At 43.0% G+C, this 17,717-nt stretch carries 15 protein-coding genes; 9 read left to right on the top strand and 6 right to left on the bottom strand.

Annotation, left to right across the window (positions count from 1 at the left end; all coding sequences use genetic code 11):
* Positions 1 to 171 precede the first annotated feature (171 nt).
* The 4 genes from OEG80_RS02575 to ispH form a co-directional block, all read right to left on the bottom strand.
* Positions 172 to 1,716, bottom strand: coding sequence for a catalase (locus OEG80_RS02575; protein WP_263241607.1), 1,545 nt, complete (start codon positions 1,714 to 1,716; stop codon positions 172 to 174).
* Positions 1,717 to 2,027: 311 nt separating this feature from the next.
* Positions 2,028 to 2,843, bottom strand: a complete 816-nt coding sequence (locus OEG80_RS02570; RefSeq protein WP_263241605.1) for a thioesterase family protein — start codon at positions 2,841 to 2,843, stop codon at positions 2,028 to 2,030.
* A gap of 65 nt (positions 2,844 to 2,908) precedes the next feature.
* Positions 2,909 to 3,154: a hypothetical protein gene (locus tag OEG80_RS02565; protein ID WP_011514319.1), complete on the bottom strand. Its 246-nt coding sequence runs from the start codon at positions 3,152 to 3,154 to the stop codon at positions 2,909 to 2,911.
* A gap of 42 nt (positions 3,155 to 3,196) precedes the next feature.
* A complete protein-coding gene (gene ispH, locus OEG80_RS02560; protein WP_011514320.1) occupies positions 3,197 to 4,153 on the bottom strand; it encodes a 4-hydroxy-3-methylbut-2-enyl diphosphate reductase in 957 nt (318 codons plus the stop codon).
* A gap of 254 nt (positions 4,154 to 4,407) precedes the next feature.
* Between ispH and gmk the strand changes: the two genes are divergently transcribed.
* From gmk to OEG80_RS02530, 6 genes are all read left to right on the top strand, one after another.
* Positions 4,408 to 5,034, top strand: coding sequence for a guanylate kinase (gene gmk / locus OEG80_RS02555; protein ID WP_263241603.1), 627 nt, complete (start codon positions 4,408 to 4,410; stop codon positions 5,032 to 5,034).
* A 186-nt stretch (positions 5,035 to 5,220) separates the two neighbouring features.
* Positions 5,221 to 5,481 (top strand): DNA-directed RNA polymerase subunit omega, encoded by a 261-nt coding sequence (gene rpoZ / locus OEG80_RS02550; protein ID WP_011280985.1) that lies wholly within the window; start codon positions 5,221 to 5,223, stop codon positions 5,479 to 5,481.
* Between the two features lie 345 nt (positions 5,482 to 5,826).
* Positions 5,827 to 8,013, top strand: coding sequence for a RelA/SpoT family protein (locus tag OEG80_RS02545; protein WP_020444169.1), 2,187 nt, complete (start codon positions 5,827 to 5,829; stop codon positions 8,011 to 8,013).
* Between the two features lie 166 nt (positions 8,014 to 8,179).
* Positions 8,180 to 8,560 carry a RidA family protein gene (locus tag OEG80_RS02540; protein WP_263241600.1) on the top strand — a complete coding sequence of 127 codons (381 nt, stop codon included), beginning with the start codon at positions 8,180 to 8,182 and terminating at the stop codon, positions 8,558 to 8,560.
* A 135-nt stretch (positions 8,561 to 8,695) separates the two neighbouring features.
* Positions 8,696 to 11,005, top strand: a complete 2,310-nt coding sequence (locus OEG80_RS02535) for a primosomal protein N' (protein WP_442792448.1) — start codon at positions 8,696 to 8,698, stop codon at positions 11,003 to 11,005.
* Between the two features lie 196 nt (positions 11,006 to 11,201).
* A complete protein-coding gene (locus tag OEG80_RS02530; RefSeq protein WP_263241597.1) occupies positions 11,202 to 12,392 on the top strand; it encodes a cation diffusion facilitator family transporter in 1,191 nt (396 codons plus the stop codon).
* A gap of 83 nt (positions 12,393 to 12,475) precedes the next feature.
* Here OEG80_RS02530 and OEG80_RS02525 read toward each other — a convergent pair whose 3' ends face one another.
* Positions 12,476 to 12,772, bottom strand: coding sequence for a hypothetical protein (locus OEG80_RS02525; protein WP_149492070.1), 297 nt, complete (start codon positions 12,770 to 12,772; stop codon positions 12,476 to 12,478).
* A gap of 245 nt (positions 12,773 to 13,017) precedes the next feature.
* On the opposite strand from OEG80_RS02525, the gene OEG80_RS02520 reads away from it, so the two are divergent.
* Both OEG80_RS02520 and OEG80_RS02515 read left to right on the top strand, forming a co-directional pair.
* Positions 13,018 to 13,722 carry a hypothetical protein gene (locus OEG80_RS02520; protein WP_149492069.1) on the top strand — a complete coding sequence of 235 codons (705 nt, stop codon included), beginning with the start codon at positions 13,018 to 13,020 and terminating at the stop codon, positions 13,720 to 13,722.
* 74 nt (positions 13,723 to 13,796) lie between these two features.
* Entirely contained in the window at positions 13,797 to 15,680 is a 1,884-nt protein-coding gene (locus OEG80_RS02515) for a monovalent cation:proton antiporter-2 (CPA2) family protein (RefSeq protein ID WP_263241596.1), read from the top strand.
* Positions 15,681 to 15,734: 54 nt separating this feature from the next.
* Here the strand turns inward: OEG80_RS02515 and OEG80_RS02510 are convergent, their stop codons facing one another.
* Positions 15,735 to 16,664, bottom strand: a complete 930-nt coding sequence (locus tag OEG80_RS02510) for a DUF2628 domain-containing protein (RefSeq protein WP_263241595.1) — start codon at positions 16,662 to 16,664, stop codon at positions 15,735 to 15,737.
* 219 nt (positions 16,665 to 16,883) lie between these two features.
* Here OEG80_RS02510 and trmB point away from each other — a divergent pair, with 219 nt between their 5' ends.
* A complete protein-coding gene (gene trmB, locus OEG80_RS02505) occupies positions 16,884 to 17,705 on the top strand; it encodes a tRNA (guanosine(46)-N7)-methyltransferase TrmB (protein ID WP_263241594.1) in 822 nt (273 codons plus the stop codon).
* The last annotated feature ends 12 nt before the right edge of the window (positions 17,706 to 17,717 follow it).

Raw genomic sequence — 17,717 nt, 5'->3', positions numbered from 1 at the left:
GTTTTGAACACTGCTAAGCTGTTTATACTAATAGGGGCGCGGGAGAAAATTTCAAGCGTAAGAACTTGATTCAATAAAAAACACCGCCCTAGTTTCCTGAGGTGGTGTCGTTATATCGATAATAGGTTTAGCAAATATATTTAGTAATACGTTTTTAGATAGACCTATCAACTATAAGCAGCTAGGCAAATGCAGCGCTGGATCCGAATCACGGGCTGCCATTGCATCTTCAACCGTTAAGCCTAATGCTTTGGCAACGCCTTCGCCATAAGCGGCATCACACCAGTTACAGTTGCGAATGTGGCGATACTGAATAAAGTCCGGCACACCCGCCATATTGTTCGCTGTATTTTCAAATAGCACTTGTTGTTGCTCAGCACTCATCAAATTAAACAACGCTCTCGGTTGACTGAAATAATCGCTATCGTCTTCACGGAAATCATAATGCGCCGCATAGCCGTCAATTTTTAATGGTGGCTCAGCATAATCAGGCTGCTCTTGCCACTGGCTAAAGCTGTTTGGCTCATAATGCGGGCGACTGCCATAGTTATCATCGACACGTCCTTGACCATCACGATGATTGCTCATCACAGGGCAACGCGGCTTATTCACCGGAATTTGCTGATGATTGACCCCAACACGATAACGCTGAGCATCGGCATAGTTAACCAAGCGATTTTGTAGCATTTTATCCGGTGAAACGCTGATACCCGGTACCAAATTACTTGGGGCAAATGCTGCTTGTTCCACATCGACAAAGTAGTTGTCAGAGTTTTTGTTTAATTCAAACTCACCAACTTCGATCAGTGGGTAATCACCTTTTGGCCATACTTTGGTCAAGTCAAACGGATGATAAGGAACGGTATCCGCCTCAGCTTCTGGCATGATTTGCACATACATTTTCCATTTTGGGAAATGACGATTTTCGATGGCATCGTACAAGTCTTTTTGATGACTTTCACGATCCGAACCAACCACCTCTGCCGCTTCTGCATCGGTCAAGTTCTTGATGCCTTGTTGCGTGCGGAAATGGAATTTGACCCAAAAACGCTCATTAGCGGTGTTCCAAAAACTATAAGTGTGCGAGCCAAAACCATGCATATTTCTATACGATGCTGGCAGACCGCGATCACTCATAACGATGGTGACTTGGTGTAATGCTTCAGGTAATAAAGTCCAAAAGTCCCAATTGTTGGTCGCCGAACGCATATTGGTACGTGGATCACGTTTGACAGCTTTGTTTAAATCTGGGAATTTGCGCGGATCACGTAAGAAGAACACAGGCGTATTATTACCCACCATGTCCCAATTACCTTCTTCGGTGTAGAATTTCAAAGCAAAGCCACGAATATCGCGTTCGGCATCAGCCGCGCCGCGCTCACCTGCGACGGTACTAAAGCGCGCAAACATTTCCGTTTGCTTACCCACTTCGCTAAAAATATCCGCACGGGTATATTTAGTGATGTCATTGGTCACGGTAAAAGTACCAAATGCGCCTGAGCCTTTAGCGTGCATGCGGCGCTCTGGAATCACTTCACGGGCAAAGTTGCCTAGCTTTTCATTTAGCCAGATATCTTGTGCTAATAATGGACCACGCTTGCCTGCAGTGAGACTGTTTTGATTGTCTGCAACTGGTGCGCCGTTGCTCATCGTCAATTGGGTCGGGGCGTAAGGACATTTTTTATCGCTGCTATTATTACTGTTGTTGTCGCTCATAATCATATTCCTTTGGATAGCAAATGGATGAAAGTACAAAACCTATTCTGAATAAGCCTCTAATAACATATCCAGAATAGTTGTAAATGTTTCTGAAAAACGGCTATTTTTATTCATAGTAACCTGTAAACACAGTAATCTTGCCTCGTTAGACACCATTACAACCGATTAGCATTGATTTGTATAATTAATTAATTACATGCTTTCGTTTTGTTTTTCAGAATTACTCAAAATATTGTCTAACTCATCCAAATGCTTTTCACTCATAGAGCGATCTCAAACAATGACTACCTATTGGATACATCTTTGCACTAGCGCGGCATGGGACGAATAGTCAGAATTTGCTCACTACGACCAAAAGGTCCTTGCGTATCATGTAATATAGCGCTGCTAATCCCTATGCCATCAGTACCGTATTGCTGCACGGCTTCGATTCCAAGCCAGCGACCTTGCGGCGCGCGGTGCATATGAATTTGCAAATCAGTATTGGGGAACATCCATTCCAGTTTTGCCATCCCCAGTCCAAGCCTTGGTACAACCCCATTGGCAGTATCGGCCATGCCCAATAAATGCACCATGTCATGGGTAGGCATACCCTCTACCATGTCGATATCATTGGTCATCCATACCATACCTTTACCAGGACGACGATTAGGTTCAGCTACCAAACGTACGCTTTCAATGAAACCGCCGGGCCAACCTTTCATACCATCCCAAGCGGGTAACGCTTCAGGCTTATATATGGATTTTTGATCTTCAAGCCCTGCAATGACACTGGTATCTTGAGTAATCAAGCGCCATGCACGCGCAATGATGGCATCGCGACCACGACTGCTCATCACTGCTTCGATAAGCTCAATGGTCCTACCCGGACGGATACATCGCGTAGTCACGATAAAATCGTCAAGCGGTATCAGCCCTAAAATATCTAAACTGATACGAGCAATGCGCATATTTTCTTGTGGTATAAAACTTTGTAATTCGGCAGTGAGCAAGCCGGTGGCTGGCGCCATATGTTGCTCATGCTCGTTCCAAGCGCCTTGCGCATGCTTCGTTGGCTGATAATAAGCAACACTACTACCATCTGCTTGCTGCTCACGTTTTATAAAAGTGTAATAAGCTGACATGAATGTCCTCGGATTCTTTTTAAAATAGATTGATTAGGTATAAAAGAAAGGTAGTCTTTCTTTGTTTAGCGCATAAGGGCTTGCTTTTGTACCGTCAGCAGTGTGCGACTTTTAGCCATTACAAATAGAAAGAAAGCCATAATGGCGATAAGCGCGCCATATAACAGACTGTAATCTCTCATAAACTGGGTTGCATTTAACATCAGCATCCCTATCAGGATGACAATCGTAAACGTATTAATTTTTAATTGTTTATTGATCTCATCAAGGCTAGCTTCTGCCAAGACAAATCTTTTTTTCTGCTTTTTCATTTTATGTGACCTATCTGGCGCTATATACAAAGCCTGCTTATTTTATTTGCCAACTTGCGTCATTGGAATTCGTAAAGCTTTTGGCAAGCTAAAGGTGACATTTTCTTCAATACCCAACAGCTCACTTGGCAAATCACCACCCCAATTTTGCAGCTGCTGTAGTACCTCTTGAATCAATACTTCAGGCGCTGAAGCACCCGCAGTCACGCCCACACTTTGTATCCCATCGAACCAGCTCTTATTCATTTCAGTGGCATTATCAATCAAATACGCGCGGCAATTCATGCGCTCTGCCAATTCACGCAAACGATTTGAGTTTGATGAGTTTGGTGAGCCAACGACCAAGACCACCTCACAGCGACCCGCTAAATCCTTGACCGCATCTTGACGGTTTTGGGTGGCATAACAGATATCGTCTTTACGTGGACCTTGAATGCTTGGGAATTTTTCACGTAGCGCATCAATAACGCGCGCGGTATCATCCATCGATAAGGTCGTTTGGGTCACAAATGCTAAGCGCTCAGCATCTTGTACGCTCAAAGCTTCAACATCGCTCTCGTTTTCAACCAGATGAATCTGTCCGCCATGACGATGGTTAAAGCGTCCCATAGTGCCTTCTACTTCAGGATGTCCCGCATGTCCAATCAATACCGCATCCATACCATCCTGCGCAAATTTAGCGACTTCGATATGTACTTTAGTGACCAAAGGACAAGTGGCATCAAACACCGTCAAATCACGACGTTCTGCTTCATCTTCTACAGCTTTTGAAACCCCGTGAGCGGAAAAAATAACAATAGAGCCGTCTGGCACTTCATGTAGCTCTTCCACAAAAACAGCACCGCGATTGGCCAAGTCGGATACCACAAACTTGTTATGTACCACTTCATGACGAACATAAATGGGTGGCTCAAAACGTAACAGTGCTTCGTTGACAATCGCAATCGCGCGATCCACACCAGCACAAAATCCACGTGGATTGGCAAGATAAATTTGCATAAGAAGACCTATCATTAGATAATTTATATAAAAGCCTAGGCTTAAAGCTTAAGCCACCGAAACTTTTATTCAAAAGTTGGGATAAAATCGATACCCTACTTTAGCATAATTTGCTTTTAAAGCAGTTTATAATGAGGCATCGATTACTACTTTTGTCACCATACATGATGGTGTTTTTTATTTTTACCAGCCTTTTATATTAATTCGAATACTTTTATTTATTTATCAAGACACAATTCACTAGGACACACTGTATGACAGGTTCATTATTTATTATCACTGCCGCTTCTGGCACAGGCAAGACCTCCTTGGTTAAGCAGCTACTTGCCACCACCAATGATTTGACTGTCAGTGTCTCACACACCACTCGTGAGCCGCGCCCAGGCGAGATTGACGGTCATCATTATCATTTTACTAATGTTGATAAGTTCGTGACTGCCATCAGTGAAAGTCAGTTTTTAGAACATGCCGAAGTGTTTGGCAATTATTATGGCACCTCAGAGCAAAGTGTACGCGCGCAACTGGACGCTGGTGTCGATGTCATTTTGGAGATTGATTGGCAAGGCGCGCTGCAAGTCAAAAAAATCTTTACTGATGCCATCATGATTTTTATTTTACCGCCAAGTATCGCCACTTTACGTCAACGCTTATCAACGCGTGGACAGGACAGTATGGAGGTGATCGAGCAGCGTTTGGCTGGTGCTGTTAATGAGATGGCGCAGTACGTCAATTTTGACTATGTCATTATTAATGACAGTTTTGAGGTTGCTTTAACTGAGCTTAAAGCAATTATCGTTGCCGATAGACAGACGCTAAAGCGTCAACAGCAGCGTTATCAGCGCACGATTACCAATCTACTTAACAATACAGTAGACGAGTAAATGTGGCGTTGACTTGCCTTAATGCTTCATCTTGAAAATAGTTATCAGCAGACAAGCAAAAAGCAATTACGCCTGCAAGCAAAAAATGCTATAATGTCTAGCTATCCCCCTTTATATTTTTGATATTATTTTTATTGAGTGGCGCGCCATGCGCGCAACCAGTAAAAACAACCGAGGTAGCTATTTATGGCACGAGTGACGATTGAAGATTGTTTGGATAATGTTGATAATCGCTTTGAGCTGGTTCTAGTCGCAAGCAAGCGCGCACGTCAGTTGGCTAAAGGCATTGCAGAGCCGTTGGTTGATGTTGATAACGACAAGCCAACAGTATTGGCATTACGTGAAATCGCTGCTGGTAAAATTACCCGTGATATTTTAAATCAGCCAGAGCATAACTTTGCTACTAGCTCGTTAGATTTAGCATTGTCAGGCGATCATAGCTTCTAATAAATTACCGTAAAAAGTATGAATTTAGCAAGCATACGAGTATTGACTGACGATAGAGACCACAGCATAGGCTGTGGTTTTTTGGTTGTAATGATACTGGCTTTACTGTTTTAGTAACCGTTTGGTGCTTAAAGCCTAACCTTAAGTAAGAATTCTCCAGTTTTTACACTAGCTTATTGCTTAGCGGTTGACATTGGCGGCGATTTACGATTAATTAGAGGGTAGTCTGCCCAATTTTCAGCTTTATTCTTAAGCTCTATATCAATAGCTCAGCATTTATTCAGCCATTCTTTACCTTGCTAAATCATCATTTAAGCAGGTAAAAGAACATAGGATCGTGACTTTATGATTCAAAACTTGCCCAAACTCAGTCATCCGTTAGTTGATGACGCTCAATATAACCTGCTGCGTTCAGTAGGTTACCTCACGGGCGCTGAACGCCGTGATATTGTTGATGCCTGTGAGTTCGGTGATGTTGCGCATATTAAAGACAAGCGCAAGTCAGGAGAGCCTTATATCACGCATCCGATTGCGGTCGCTGAGATACTAGCCGGCTTTCGCTTAGATCGAGATACCATCATTGCGGCAATTTTGCATGATACGGTTGAAGATACGGAAGTGAGCGATGAGCAGATAGAGCAGCGTTATGGCAAAGTGGTTTCTAGGCTGGTCGATGGTGTGACCAAATTAAAATCATCGACGCATAATAAACAAGAAAATAAAGCGGCGACCTTTCATAAAATCCTAACGGCTACCCTCGCAGACCCACGTGTATTGATTATCAAGCTTGCTGACCGTTTGCACAATATGTCGACCCTAGATGCGGTACGTCCTGAAAAACAACGTACCACCGCTCAAGAAACTTTAGACTTTTATGTGCCCTTTGCACGGCTCATGGGTCTCAACGATATTGCTGATTATATCGAGGTACTTTGTTATCGCAATCTTAACTCTGAGATGTATAACAAGATCTCTGATAAATTGCTACAACATGGGCTTGGGCGCAATTTTCAGAGAGAAGCCATTCATCGTTATTTAAGTATTGTTCTCAATAATCTTGATCTTGATGGCATGGTTAAAGTCTTAGACAATCGCGTGGTTATCTTCCGACAATTTTTCCGTAATCGCGGCGAGATTAATGCACTGCTACGCCATTACGCATTTGAGATTGTGCTAGATAATATCGAAGCTTGTGACAAACTTGCCTACTATCTCATTAAAAAATATCAAATTGCGGACAGTCATATCGCGGACAATATCCGCAGACCTTTACCTGGCGGCAATCAATCGCTGACGCTTATCTACGAGCGCGACAATGATTTTGTTAAAGTAACGATTTTGACTAAGCAGATGCAAAGTGCGGCAAGGCTTGGTGTCATTGGTGCAGAGCATGCCTCTGATGTCAGCCAATCAGTCATTCAGGCGTCATTACGCAATATGAAAGATTTGGTCGATGAGGACTGTTTAAACGAAGGCAACCCTGATTTTGCCGCCGCGGTATCGACTATTAATGAGCTGATGGATTACCTGCATTCTAGCAAAATCATCTGTTATAGCCCGCAAGGTCGCGCTTATGAGTTGCCACAAGGTGCCACAGCGCTAGACTTTGCTTATGCTGTTGGTCCGATGGTTGGCAATGTCGCTGTTGGCGCTAATATTGATAAAAAACATGCCAAGCTTGGGACTGTAGTCAAAAATGGACAGTTAGTAGAAATCGAGGTTAATAGCCATTCTGAGCCAAAAGCAGAATGGCTTGGGTTTGTGGTTACTAATAAAGCCCGTGTAGAGATTTTGCGTTGGTTCAAAGATTTATCGGCGGCTGATAAGCAGCACCATGGTAGACAAGCACTAGATCGCGCGCTAAAAACCTATCAAAAAAGTCTCGATGATTTGACCGATAGTGATTGGAAAAATCTAACAGAATGGCGTGGACTGACTGAGAAATCAGCGCTATTTGAGCAAATAAGCTCCGGTACGTTATTACCGCAACTCGTGGTCACGCGTTTGTTTAGCGATGAAGTCTGTGATATCCAATCGCAAGAACGTATCGATGACATGACCCAACCACAGCAACTGATCGTCAATGCTTCAGGCGTTGAGCTTGATTTTGCCAATTGTTGCCATCCGATTTATGGTGATCCTATCGTTGGACATTTATCCCGTCATGGTCTGGTCGTGCATCGACATAAGTGCTTTTCACTAGACGATATTCGTAAAGACAATCCCTATCAAGTCATCCAATTACGTTGGCGCAATGATAAGGCGATCAAGCAAAGTGACTCAGAAGATCACGATAATAAAATTCGTTTTCCTGCTTATTTAAAACTGTCTATAGCACTGAGCGACGAGCAAATCAGTAAAGTTATTTATAATCTGCGGCAGTTAAATATAGGGGTTGAAAAGGTCGACGTACGTAGCAATGATACTATCATTCATATTGTTGTTCGTAGTCGCAATCACTTAGCCCAAGGTATTCGTGAACTACGCTCCTTACTTGGTTTCCCCAATATTATGCGTTTATATCAACTATAAATACTTTTATCATCATAACTGTTAAAATATATGACCTTTAAATTATCTCTTAACGCATAGATGATTTTGAAATATGTAAAACTTTTAATCGTGCTAAACGCTTCTATTAATTTTTAGAAAATAGCTTTAGCACATCAAACACCAAAAAATATGATAAGGATATATCATGACACGTCAAACCATTCAAACGGATAATGCACCTGCAGCCGTTGGCACTTACTCACAAGCGGTAAAAGTTGGCAATACTGTTTATATTTCAGGTCAGCTAGGTTTTGACCCTATCACCATGGAACTAAAAGAAGGGTTTGATGCACAAGCGAAGCAAGTATTTGAAAACATAAAAGCCATCTGTGAAGCTGCTGGTGGCAGCTTAAATGACGTGGTCAAATTCAATGTATCGTTAACTGATTTAAATGATTTTGCAGCATTAAACGAAGTATTCATGGCCAATTTGACTGAACCTTATCCTGCCCGCGCAGCGGTGCAAGTAGCGGCATTGCCTAAAGGTGGCGTGGTCGAAATTGAGTCTATTCTATATATTGAATAAGTTAGATATTCAATACTGCTTGAATAACAATATTTCATATTAGATCACCATAAGCTTAGCCTCATGCTAAGCTTATTCGTCTCTCCCTCTTTATTTTTATTTCATATTGACTTAATCAAACTGCGAAGCCTTTTTATGTTGGTACAAGTTGCTCTGCCCGTGCCCCTTTATCGGGTATTTGACTATAGCCTACCGTCCGATATAAGTGCTTTGCCAAATGCTTCGCCAAACAATAGCTTAATACAACTGCCGCAAATTGGCAGTCGTGTTGAGGTGTCCTTTGGTCGTCAGACTTTAATCGGAATCGTGGTTGCTCATATTGCGCAAGCGGATACCAGCGTACCACTCAATAAGCTGAAACCCATCAATAAGTGTTTAGATGCTGAGTCTATTTTAGATAACAGCATGCTAAAGCTCGCCTATTGGCTTGCTCGTTATTATCATTATCCGCTTGGTGAGGTGTTAGCGGTCATCTTGCCCACCTTGGTTCGTCAAGGTAAACCGCTAGATTTATTCATTACCCATTGGCGAATTCTGCCACATATCACTGATGACGACTTTCGTACTAACGCCAAAAAGCAAAAGCAGCAGTTTGATATGCTAAAGCTACATGGTCAACATGGTGCAAGTGAAGATGTACTATTATTAGAAGGTATGGAGCGTGCTTTTTTAAAAAAACTAGAAGATAAGGGTTTGATTGAGCGCTATATTCAACCAAAACAAGCACCTACTCCTGTCAAATTGGCAAAAATGCCCCTTGATCTTAATGAGGAGCAACAGCTTGCCGTTGCAGCGATTGTTGCTGCACATGAATCCAAATGCTACACGGGCTTTTTATTAAATGGCATTACCGGTAGTGGCAAGACTGAAGTCTATCTACAAGCCATGCAAGCAGTATTAGAGGCTGGCAAGCAAGTGCTTATTTTAGTACCTGAGATTGGACTCACACCGCAGACGCGTGCGCGTTTTGCCAGTCGCTTCGCTGCGCATATCGTCTTGCTACATTCTGGTATAAATAACACTCATCGATTGCAAGGTTGGCAAGATTGCCGTACGGGTCACGCACAAATCATTATTGGTACGCGTTCGGCAGTACTATATCCGTTTGCAGATTTAGGCTTAATTATCGTTGATGAAGCGCATGATGGCTCCTATAAACAGCAGGATACCTTGCGCTATCATGCTGCTGATGTCGCACTTTATCGAGGATTCCAAGCTAAAATACCGGTGGTCCTTGGTACGGCTACCCCTTCTCTTGAACATTTAAAATTAGTCGATGAGGGCAAGCTAGTAGAGTGTCAATTATCGACGCGCCCTGGCAATGCTAAACCTGCGCCCATGCAGCTGATTGATGCGCGCTTGCAAAGTACTCATCAGCAAACGCAAGATGATGGCGCGCGCTATGATACCGGACTGACGGATGCGCTTATCGGCGCCATAAGGCAAACCCTAGAAGCTGGCGATCAAGTTTTGATATTTTTAAACCGTCGCGGCTATGCGCCTGTTTTATTATGCGAGGCGTGTGGTTGGCAGGCAGATTGTCCGCGCTGCGACGCGCATTTAACCGTTCATTATAATAATCAAGCCCAGCGTAGCAATTATTCCAGCAACTCTTATTTAAAATGCCATCATTGTGATTGGCAAGCCTATATTCCGACTGTATGCGCTGATTGTGGCAGTCAAAATCTAGATGCCAAAGGGATGGGAACAACAAGGCTAAGCGAAAATTTGCACGCTATCTTTGCCAATCCGCAAACCAGTAAAGCGCTTTATCCCATTATTCAAATTGATCGTGATACCACTAGGCGTAAAGACAGCTGGGAAAATATCTATCAGCGTATTAATGAAGGCAATCCTGCCATATTGGTCGGTACGCAAATGGTTGCCAAAGGTCATCATTTTTCCAATGTCACGCTCGTTTGCTTACCCAACGCTGATCGTGGCTTTTTGTCTGCAGACTTTCGTTCGCCAGAGCATACTGCCCAATTGATGATCCAAGTAGCAGGGCGTGCAGGACGCGGGGATAAATCAGGACGGGTATTGATTCAAACGCTGCAACCGGACAATGCGTTATTATTAAAATTGGTGAAAGATGGTTATTTGTCTTTTGCTCGTGAGCTGTTGCAAGAGCGTAAAATGATGGGACTGCCCCCTCATAGTCATGCTGCGCTGATACGCTGCGAAGGTAAAACCCTTGCTGCCACCACACAAGCACTCAAAGATGCCATTGCCGTTCTGCCAACAGGGCACAATTTAGCCGTTCTTGGTCCTATCGATGCGCCCATGAGTAAAAAGAACAGTCGCTATCATGCCCAGCTTTTGCTATTGGCCAAGGATCGGCAGCAACTGCATCATGTTTTAAATCATTGGTGGCAACCCGTCCTTACCCTACCGAGCGCTAAATATCTTAAGCTTACTTTAGATATTGATCCTGTCGGCTGGTAATGGAAATTTGCGAGTTATTGCTAGCATAATTATTTGTCGCATTACTCTTTTATCTTTACTTCGTCAGTACAGTTTCTAATATTTGACTATGATAAATTTACAATAACAAGTTGATCATTGTTATCAAAAACCATCCTACCTTATGTAGAGTAGATATTGCTCATTAAATCCATTATCAGCAAAATTGAGTGTTGTTATGAATCCAGACCATCCAAACTCTAAAAAAAATGACCATGCTCATCAGAGTATATCGGCTGATACGCATGGACACGTTAAGGAAGGTGAGGAAAGTAGTGGAAAAAGTAATAATGCTTATAAGAATCAAGAAAGCCACGATCATGATGAACATCTAGAGCAAACAGTCGCCACGCGAGATACCAAAGGCTATCAGCGCACTTTACTGATAAGTTTTTTGATTATTACAGGCTACATGTTTGTAGAAGCAATCGGCGGTTGGCTCACTGGCAGTTTGGCATTATTGTCCGATGCCGGTCACATGCTGAGTGACGCGATAGCACTTGGCGCCACCTTAATGGCATTTAAAATTGGGGAAAAAGCAGCTACTCATCAAAAAACGTTCGGTTATAAACGCTTTGAGATTTTAGTTGCCTCTGTGAATGGGGCTACACTTGTCATTATTGCGCTAATGATTTTTTATGAGGCCATTAAACGCTTTAATTCACCACCTGAAATTGCGACCCAAGGCATGCTTATCGTCGCCACTATCGGTATGCTGATCAATATTTTGGTTGCATGGCTTATGCACCGAGGTAGCCGTAGTGGCGATACTCACGGTCATGATCATGGAGCCAATGAAGGCACAGCAACGGTCAAAACATCGGATGATAAAGAGCCGGTCAATCTCAATATGCAAAGTGCTTATTTACACGTATTAAGTGATTTAATGGGTTCAGTGGCTGCCATTATCGCCGCATTATTAATGATGAGTTTTGGCTGGGTATGGGCAGATGCGGTAGCGTCCGTAATTGTAGCGATACTTATTTTATTTAGTGGCTACCGTGTCGTACGGGATTCCGTACATATCTTAATGGAAGGGACGCCAGAAGGCATCTCTCTAGTTAATGTTGAGGAAAAACTCCTTGCTCATCCGCAGGTGCAAAAAGTGCATGACCTACACGTTTGGAGTATTACCAGTGGTTTAAACGCCTTATCTTGTCATGTGGTCGTCGATGGTGAAATGAGTATTCATGAGTCCAGTATATTGATTGGCAGTCTAGAACAAAGCCTGCTTGAGCTCGGCATCCATCACGCTACTATTCAGGTAGAAAGTGCGGCACACCCACAAACGAGTACCCATAGCGATGCCCTAGTCTGCAATATCTCAGAGCGACCAGCAGAGAATAACCATATCGGGCACAATCATTAAAATAGTTTGTCATTGAAAAAGTCTGGTTTAAAAAAAGCTGCCAGTCATCTAGACGTCATTAATTATTTAAATATCGTCAATTGTTAATGACGTCTAATGAAATCATAAAAACAACACAGTATAAGCCACAATAACCATACGGCAATGCTTATCCAAACACCCAATCCCACTCCTAGCAAAGTCATGCGAATCCAAAAATCCAAGTCACCATTCATGATATGAGGCAAATAAGCGGGTCCCATATTCGATGCCATTATTAGCCAAAGTCCAATTATAAGTGCCAATCCTGCACCTATAATTCTTAATATTATCTTTCCAATATTTTTTAATAAGCTAAGGCGATTAAGTATAGCAAGCTTATTTTCTAGAGTATTATTCATAAGTCTTCTCTTTCTATTTTTTCATTTAAGCCATATTTAATGCCCTATCTTGCGATTAATAGTAATCAAATATAGCAAAATGAAATATCTCCATACCGCATATACCAATATCACACTGACTTTTATCAATGTAATCACATGTTAAAAATGATGAGAAATTTAGCCTCACTGTCATATTTTTAATATAAATTCTGTATACTGAAAATTGAAACGCCACATTTGCCACCAATGGATGACCTTCTGCTATGTCTAGACGCTCAGCGCCATTCGTCGCCCCAAGCTATATCGATGACCCGATTTCAAAGGATGGCAAAAAACACGCCAAAGTTTTATTATCCACGCTGCAAGAAGACATTGCTCGCTTTCGAGACGTACAGTTTCCACCTGATATCTTACGTCAAATTCGTGACATGCCTATCTATGAAGGTAACTTAGCAGAAGTCCAAGCCTATCAGCAACGTTGGCACAATTTGCTTGAACGCGCCATGGCGTTTTATCCTGCTGCCAATCTGCCGCCTGACTATTTGCCACTGCCTGCCAGCCTTGAGATACCGCAGTTTATATATCATGTGCAGCGCCTACATCTGACCAAAACCCATGCAAAAGAATCCAAGAGTTTCGGCTCGGTCGGGGCACTTACGGATAAATGCGGCGATTATAGTGCTGATGACATTGCACGTATGACTGCTGCGTTTGATAAGGATGAGGAGACGCGTTTGGTCGCGCACCGTGAGTTTATTGATTTGCGTGCTTATGTATTTTGCCGAGATAATAAGGGTGAGATGCTAGAGCCTGAACGGGTACGGTTTTATCGAACGGGACTTATTGTCCATGCCCTACCCGATTTTAAAATCGTAGACAGTCGACAGACACCACGCAAGCGCCGTAACGATGCTTATAACAATCCGCTGGCAGATAATGGCGTGTGGAAAATTTATCGTAAAAAATAATCGTTATAAAATTGCTTTTTATTTCTAATACTGCTGTTGTACTGCCCATTTATCGTCATTGCTAAGGATTCCAGATGTTCGCTGCCGCCGCCAGCTCACCAAATTTAATGTTACAAGCGACAATTTTCTTGGGAGCAGCCCTGCTCTTTGTACCCCTTGGTAAACGTTTTGGTATTGCGACGGTTTTAGGTTATCTGATCACAGGATTGATATTAGGTCCAAGTGTACTGGACGTGGCAGGTGACGCTGAGAGCTTATTACATTTCTCTGAGTTTGGCGTGGTGATGCTGCTGTTCATCATTGGGCTTGAGCTGCAGCCATCAAGGCTCTGGGCACTCAGGCGCTCAATATTCGTCCTTGGCGGTTTGCAAGTTGGTTTGACTGGTGCCTTATTGATGGGGCTGTTACATCAGATTTTTGGCTTGCAGCTCGATACTGCTTTTATCGTTGGCTTCGGGCTTGCGCTCTCATCTACCGCCTTTGTCCTACAAATTCTGACTGAAAAACAGCAGCTATCGAGCACTCATGGCCGTGAAGCCTTTACGATTTTATTATTCCAAGACATTGCGGTTATCCCTCTATTAGCGGTCATTCCTTTCTTATCAGGGGTGCGTGAACAAAGCTATGATTTGATTTATTTTGGTAAAGTTTTTGCGGTTTTTGCTGGGCTTATCTTTGCCAGTCGCTACGTCGTTCGTCCATTTTTTAAATTTGTTGCCTCAAGTGGTGCGTCAGAATTACTAACGGCAGTCGCGCTATTTATCGTAATGGGTGTATCGATTTTGATGGGTCAAATCGGGCTCTCAATGGCGTTGGGCGCATTTTTAACTGGTGTACTGTTGGCGGATTCTGAATACCGCCATGAGCTTGAAGCCAGTATCGAGCCTTTTAAAGGATTGTTATTAGGTCTGTTCTTTATGTCAGTCGGTATGTTGACCGATGTGAAATTGATATTAGCAAAACCCATTTTTATCATCGGCTGTGCGATGGCATTAATGTTTATCAAGTTCGGAGTGATTACAGCTATTGCAAAAATCTCAGGTAATCGCTGGCCAACCAGCATTCGACTGGGGGTTACACTGGCTCAAGGTGGTGAATTTGCTTTTGTCTTGTTCAGTGTTGCGAGTGCCCAAAACGTCTTACAACCTGAACTTGCCAATACGTTAAACCTGATCGTAACCATCTCTATGGCACTCACTCCTTTGGCATTCTTGTTATTAGAAAAAGTCGGCGAGCCATTATTTGCCAAAAGCAAACCAAGCCGCGAATACGACACGATTCCAGATCATGAGCATCAGGTGATTATTGCTGGCTTTGGGCGAGTCGGTCAGATTATCGGTCGTGTGCTACGTATGCACAATATTGAATTTACCGCGATTGAGCGCTCGGCAAACCGCGTCGATTTTGTCCGTAAATTCGGTAACCAAGTCTATTATGGTGATCCAAAAAACCCTGAAATCCTACGTGCAGCAGGTATCAAAAAAGCACGTGTCTTTATCCTTGCCATCGATGATTTAGAGCGTTCTATCACTACCGCCCAATATTTACGTAAAAACTATCCAGATTTAATTATCTTAGCACGGGCACGTGACCGCCAGCATTACTACCGATTACGTGAGGTTGGGGTTCGTCATATCTGGCGTGAGACGTATTTGTCCTCGCTAGATATGTCGCGTGAGTCGCTACAATTGCTTGGCATCTCACCAGAAAAAGCGCGTGAGACAGTGCAAACTTTCCGTGATTACGATGATGATCTGATTGAACGTCAACAAGCTATTTATGATGATGAGGCCAGTATGATTGAGTCGGCTCAATCATCGATGGCGGAGCTTGAAAGCTTATTTGATGAAGATATTGGCAAAGCGCGTAAGATGGACTTGAGCGATTTTTATGAAGCGCTAAAAAGCCAAGCCATACCAGTCGATGATGAAAATAATACGACTGAATCTAAGCATTAATTTTTTCAACTATAGAAATAGTTGTCAAAAATAATTCTCAATCTTTGTAGCCACCTAATCAGGGCTACAATTTTCCGGCGCTTGTTTTTTATTCAATGAACTGATGCATTCCCAATCATCACTGTTTGGCAGATGATAAAAGACCAGTGTTTGATCATTGAGATAGCGTATAGGAAATTTTACATTTTGAATGGTCGCAATCACTACACAATCAGTTTCTGCAACACCAGCTGCGCTACGATCGATCTCAATATGCACCTTCTCAGTACCGCTATCGATAGGCAGATCCAGCGGACATTGTCCTGTTTGCCGATACGCTAGCGCCACATAATTTTGCGTGGTTTTAACGGTATCATACGCATCAAACAGCACTTCGTTTTCTTTTGGTTTGGCGATAATGGGTAAGAACTGCACTTTAATGACCATTAATATAAAGGCAAAAAATCCAAAACCCCATCCTAGCCCAAATAAGCTCACCCCGCCCTCTTGGCTTAGATGGGCTTGTTGCAAGCGCGCATCTTGTGGATAGTCATTAATCACGTCGGCAATCTCACGTCGTGCCATTCGGTAATAGTAAGCATCCGTCCAACGTGCCACCATAAACGACCAAAACAGCCAAATCAGCGCGGCAATACTAACGCGTATCGTCATCTGATAAGCATCAGCAATATAAGGCATTACTAAGAACTCAACCGCTACCAAGACTAGCGCGATATTAAGCTGAATAAACGACCATCCTGCCACGCTGTAGACGAGCGCATCCATATAACGCTTACGATAGAGCAACCATGGAAAGGTCACAAAAAATGCTGCCCAATGCCATTTCGGCGACAGATAGCCTTGTTCATCAAATTGCTTAAAGCGTTTTAGATAATAGCGTTGGCTACGATGCCCGATAAACCATTTATCTAGTTGTGTGCGTCTGGCAGGAGGCAATTTTTCTTGGTAAAAAGGGGGCGGCGAATCCGTCTCAATAAATAACATAGTGACAAGCCTTACATGCGATTAAAAAGACATTTAACTTAACTATTGGGATTATATGATAACGCTAATAGCATTGTATGGGCCAGAGAAACACTAGATAAATAGTGCACCTAAATTACAAAACGCGCTAACATTATTAAAAAAGTATTGTTCATTCACAGCCGTACAGATTTCACTTATAATAAGCGCACTACCCATTTATTAAGCCTTGTTAATCCTATGAGTCAACATCCTGATATTAATACCAACGTCGACGCCACCAGCCTTACCGATGATCAAAAATCTTTAGACACTAATGCTACTAGTGGCAATGAGGTCGCACCTGACGGCAGTAAGCATATTCGTATCGTCAACACCTTTATGAAACGCCGTACGCACATGAATAAAAATGCCGAGCTGGCATTGACGGCGCCTGAATTTGCGCATTACTTGGTTAATAACAGCTTTGGTGATGGTAATCTTGAAGGTATTGACGATTTGCGCGCGCTATTTGCTGGATTGCCAAACGGCAGTGAGGCACCCTTGACCCTTGAGATTGGTTTTGGACTTGGGGATTCGTTCATTGAAATGGCAGCAGCCGAGCCAAGTCGTAATTTTGTTGGCATTGAAGTCCATGAGCCGGGTATCGGCAAATGCGCTTATATGGCTGGTACTCAAAATTTGAGTAATGTCAGAATCATCAATGGTGATGCCATTCAACTACTCAAACAGCTACCAGAAAACCATATCGATCGCATTCAGCTCTACTTTCCTGACCCATGGCAAAAAAAGCGCCATCATAAACGCCGCTTTGTTAGCCCTGAGCGTATGGCGATTGTCACCCGCAGCCTAAAGCAAGGCGGCTGGTTCCATACCGCCACTGACTGGGAACATTATGCCTTTTGGATGGTAGAAGTTTTGGATGGGTTTGTAGGCTTAAGCAATCAAGCAGGCGCAGGCAATTTCACTTCCCGCCCTGACTTTCGTCCAATGACAAAATTTGAGCGCCGCGGTCTAGCAAGCGGACATGGGGTTTGGGATTTAATCTATTTAAAAGACTAATACCAAACGCAT

It is taken from the genome of Psychrobacter sp. SC65A.3 (assembly GCF_025642195.1).
Taxonomy (GTDB): domain Bacteria; phylum Pseudomonadota; class Gammaproteobacteria; order Pseudomonadales; family Moraxellaceae; genus Psychrobacter; species Psychrobacter cryohalolentis.
This window is presented reverse-complemented; position numbering and strand designations above follow the sequence as displayed.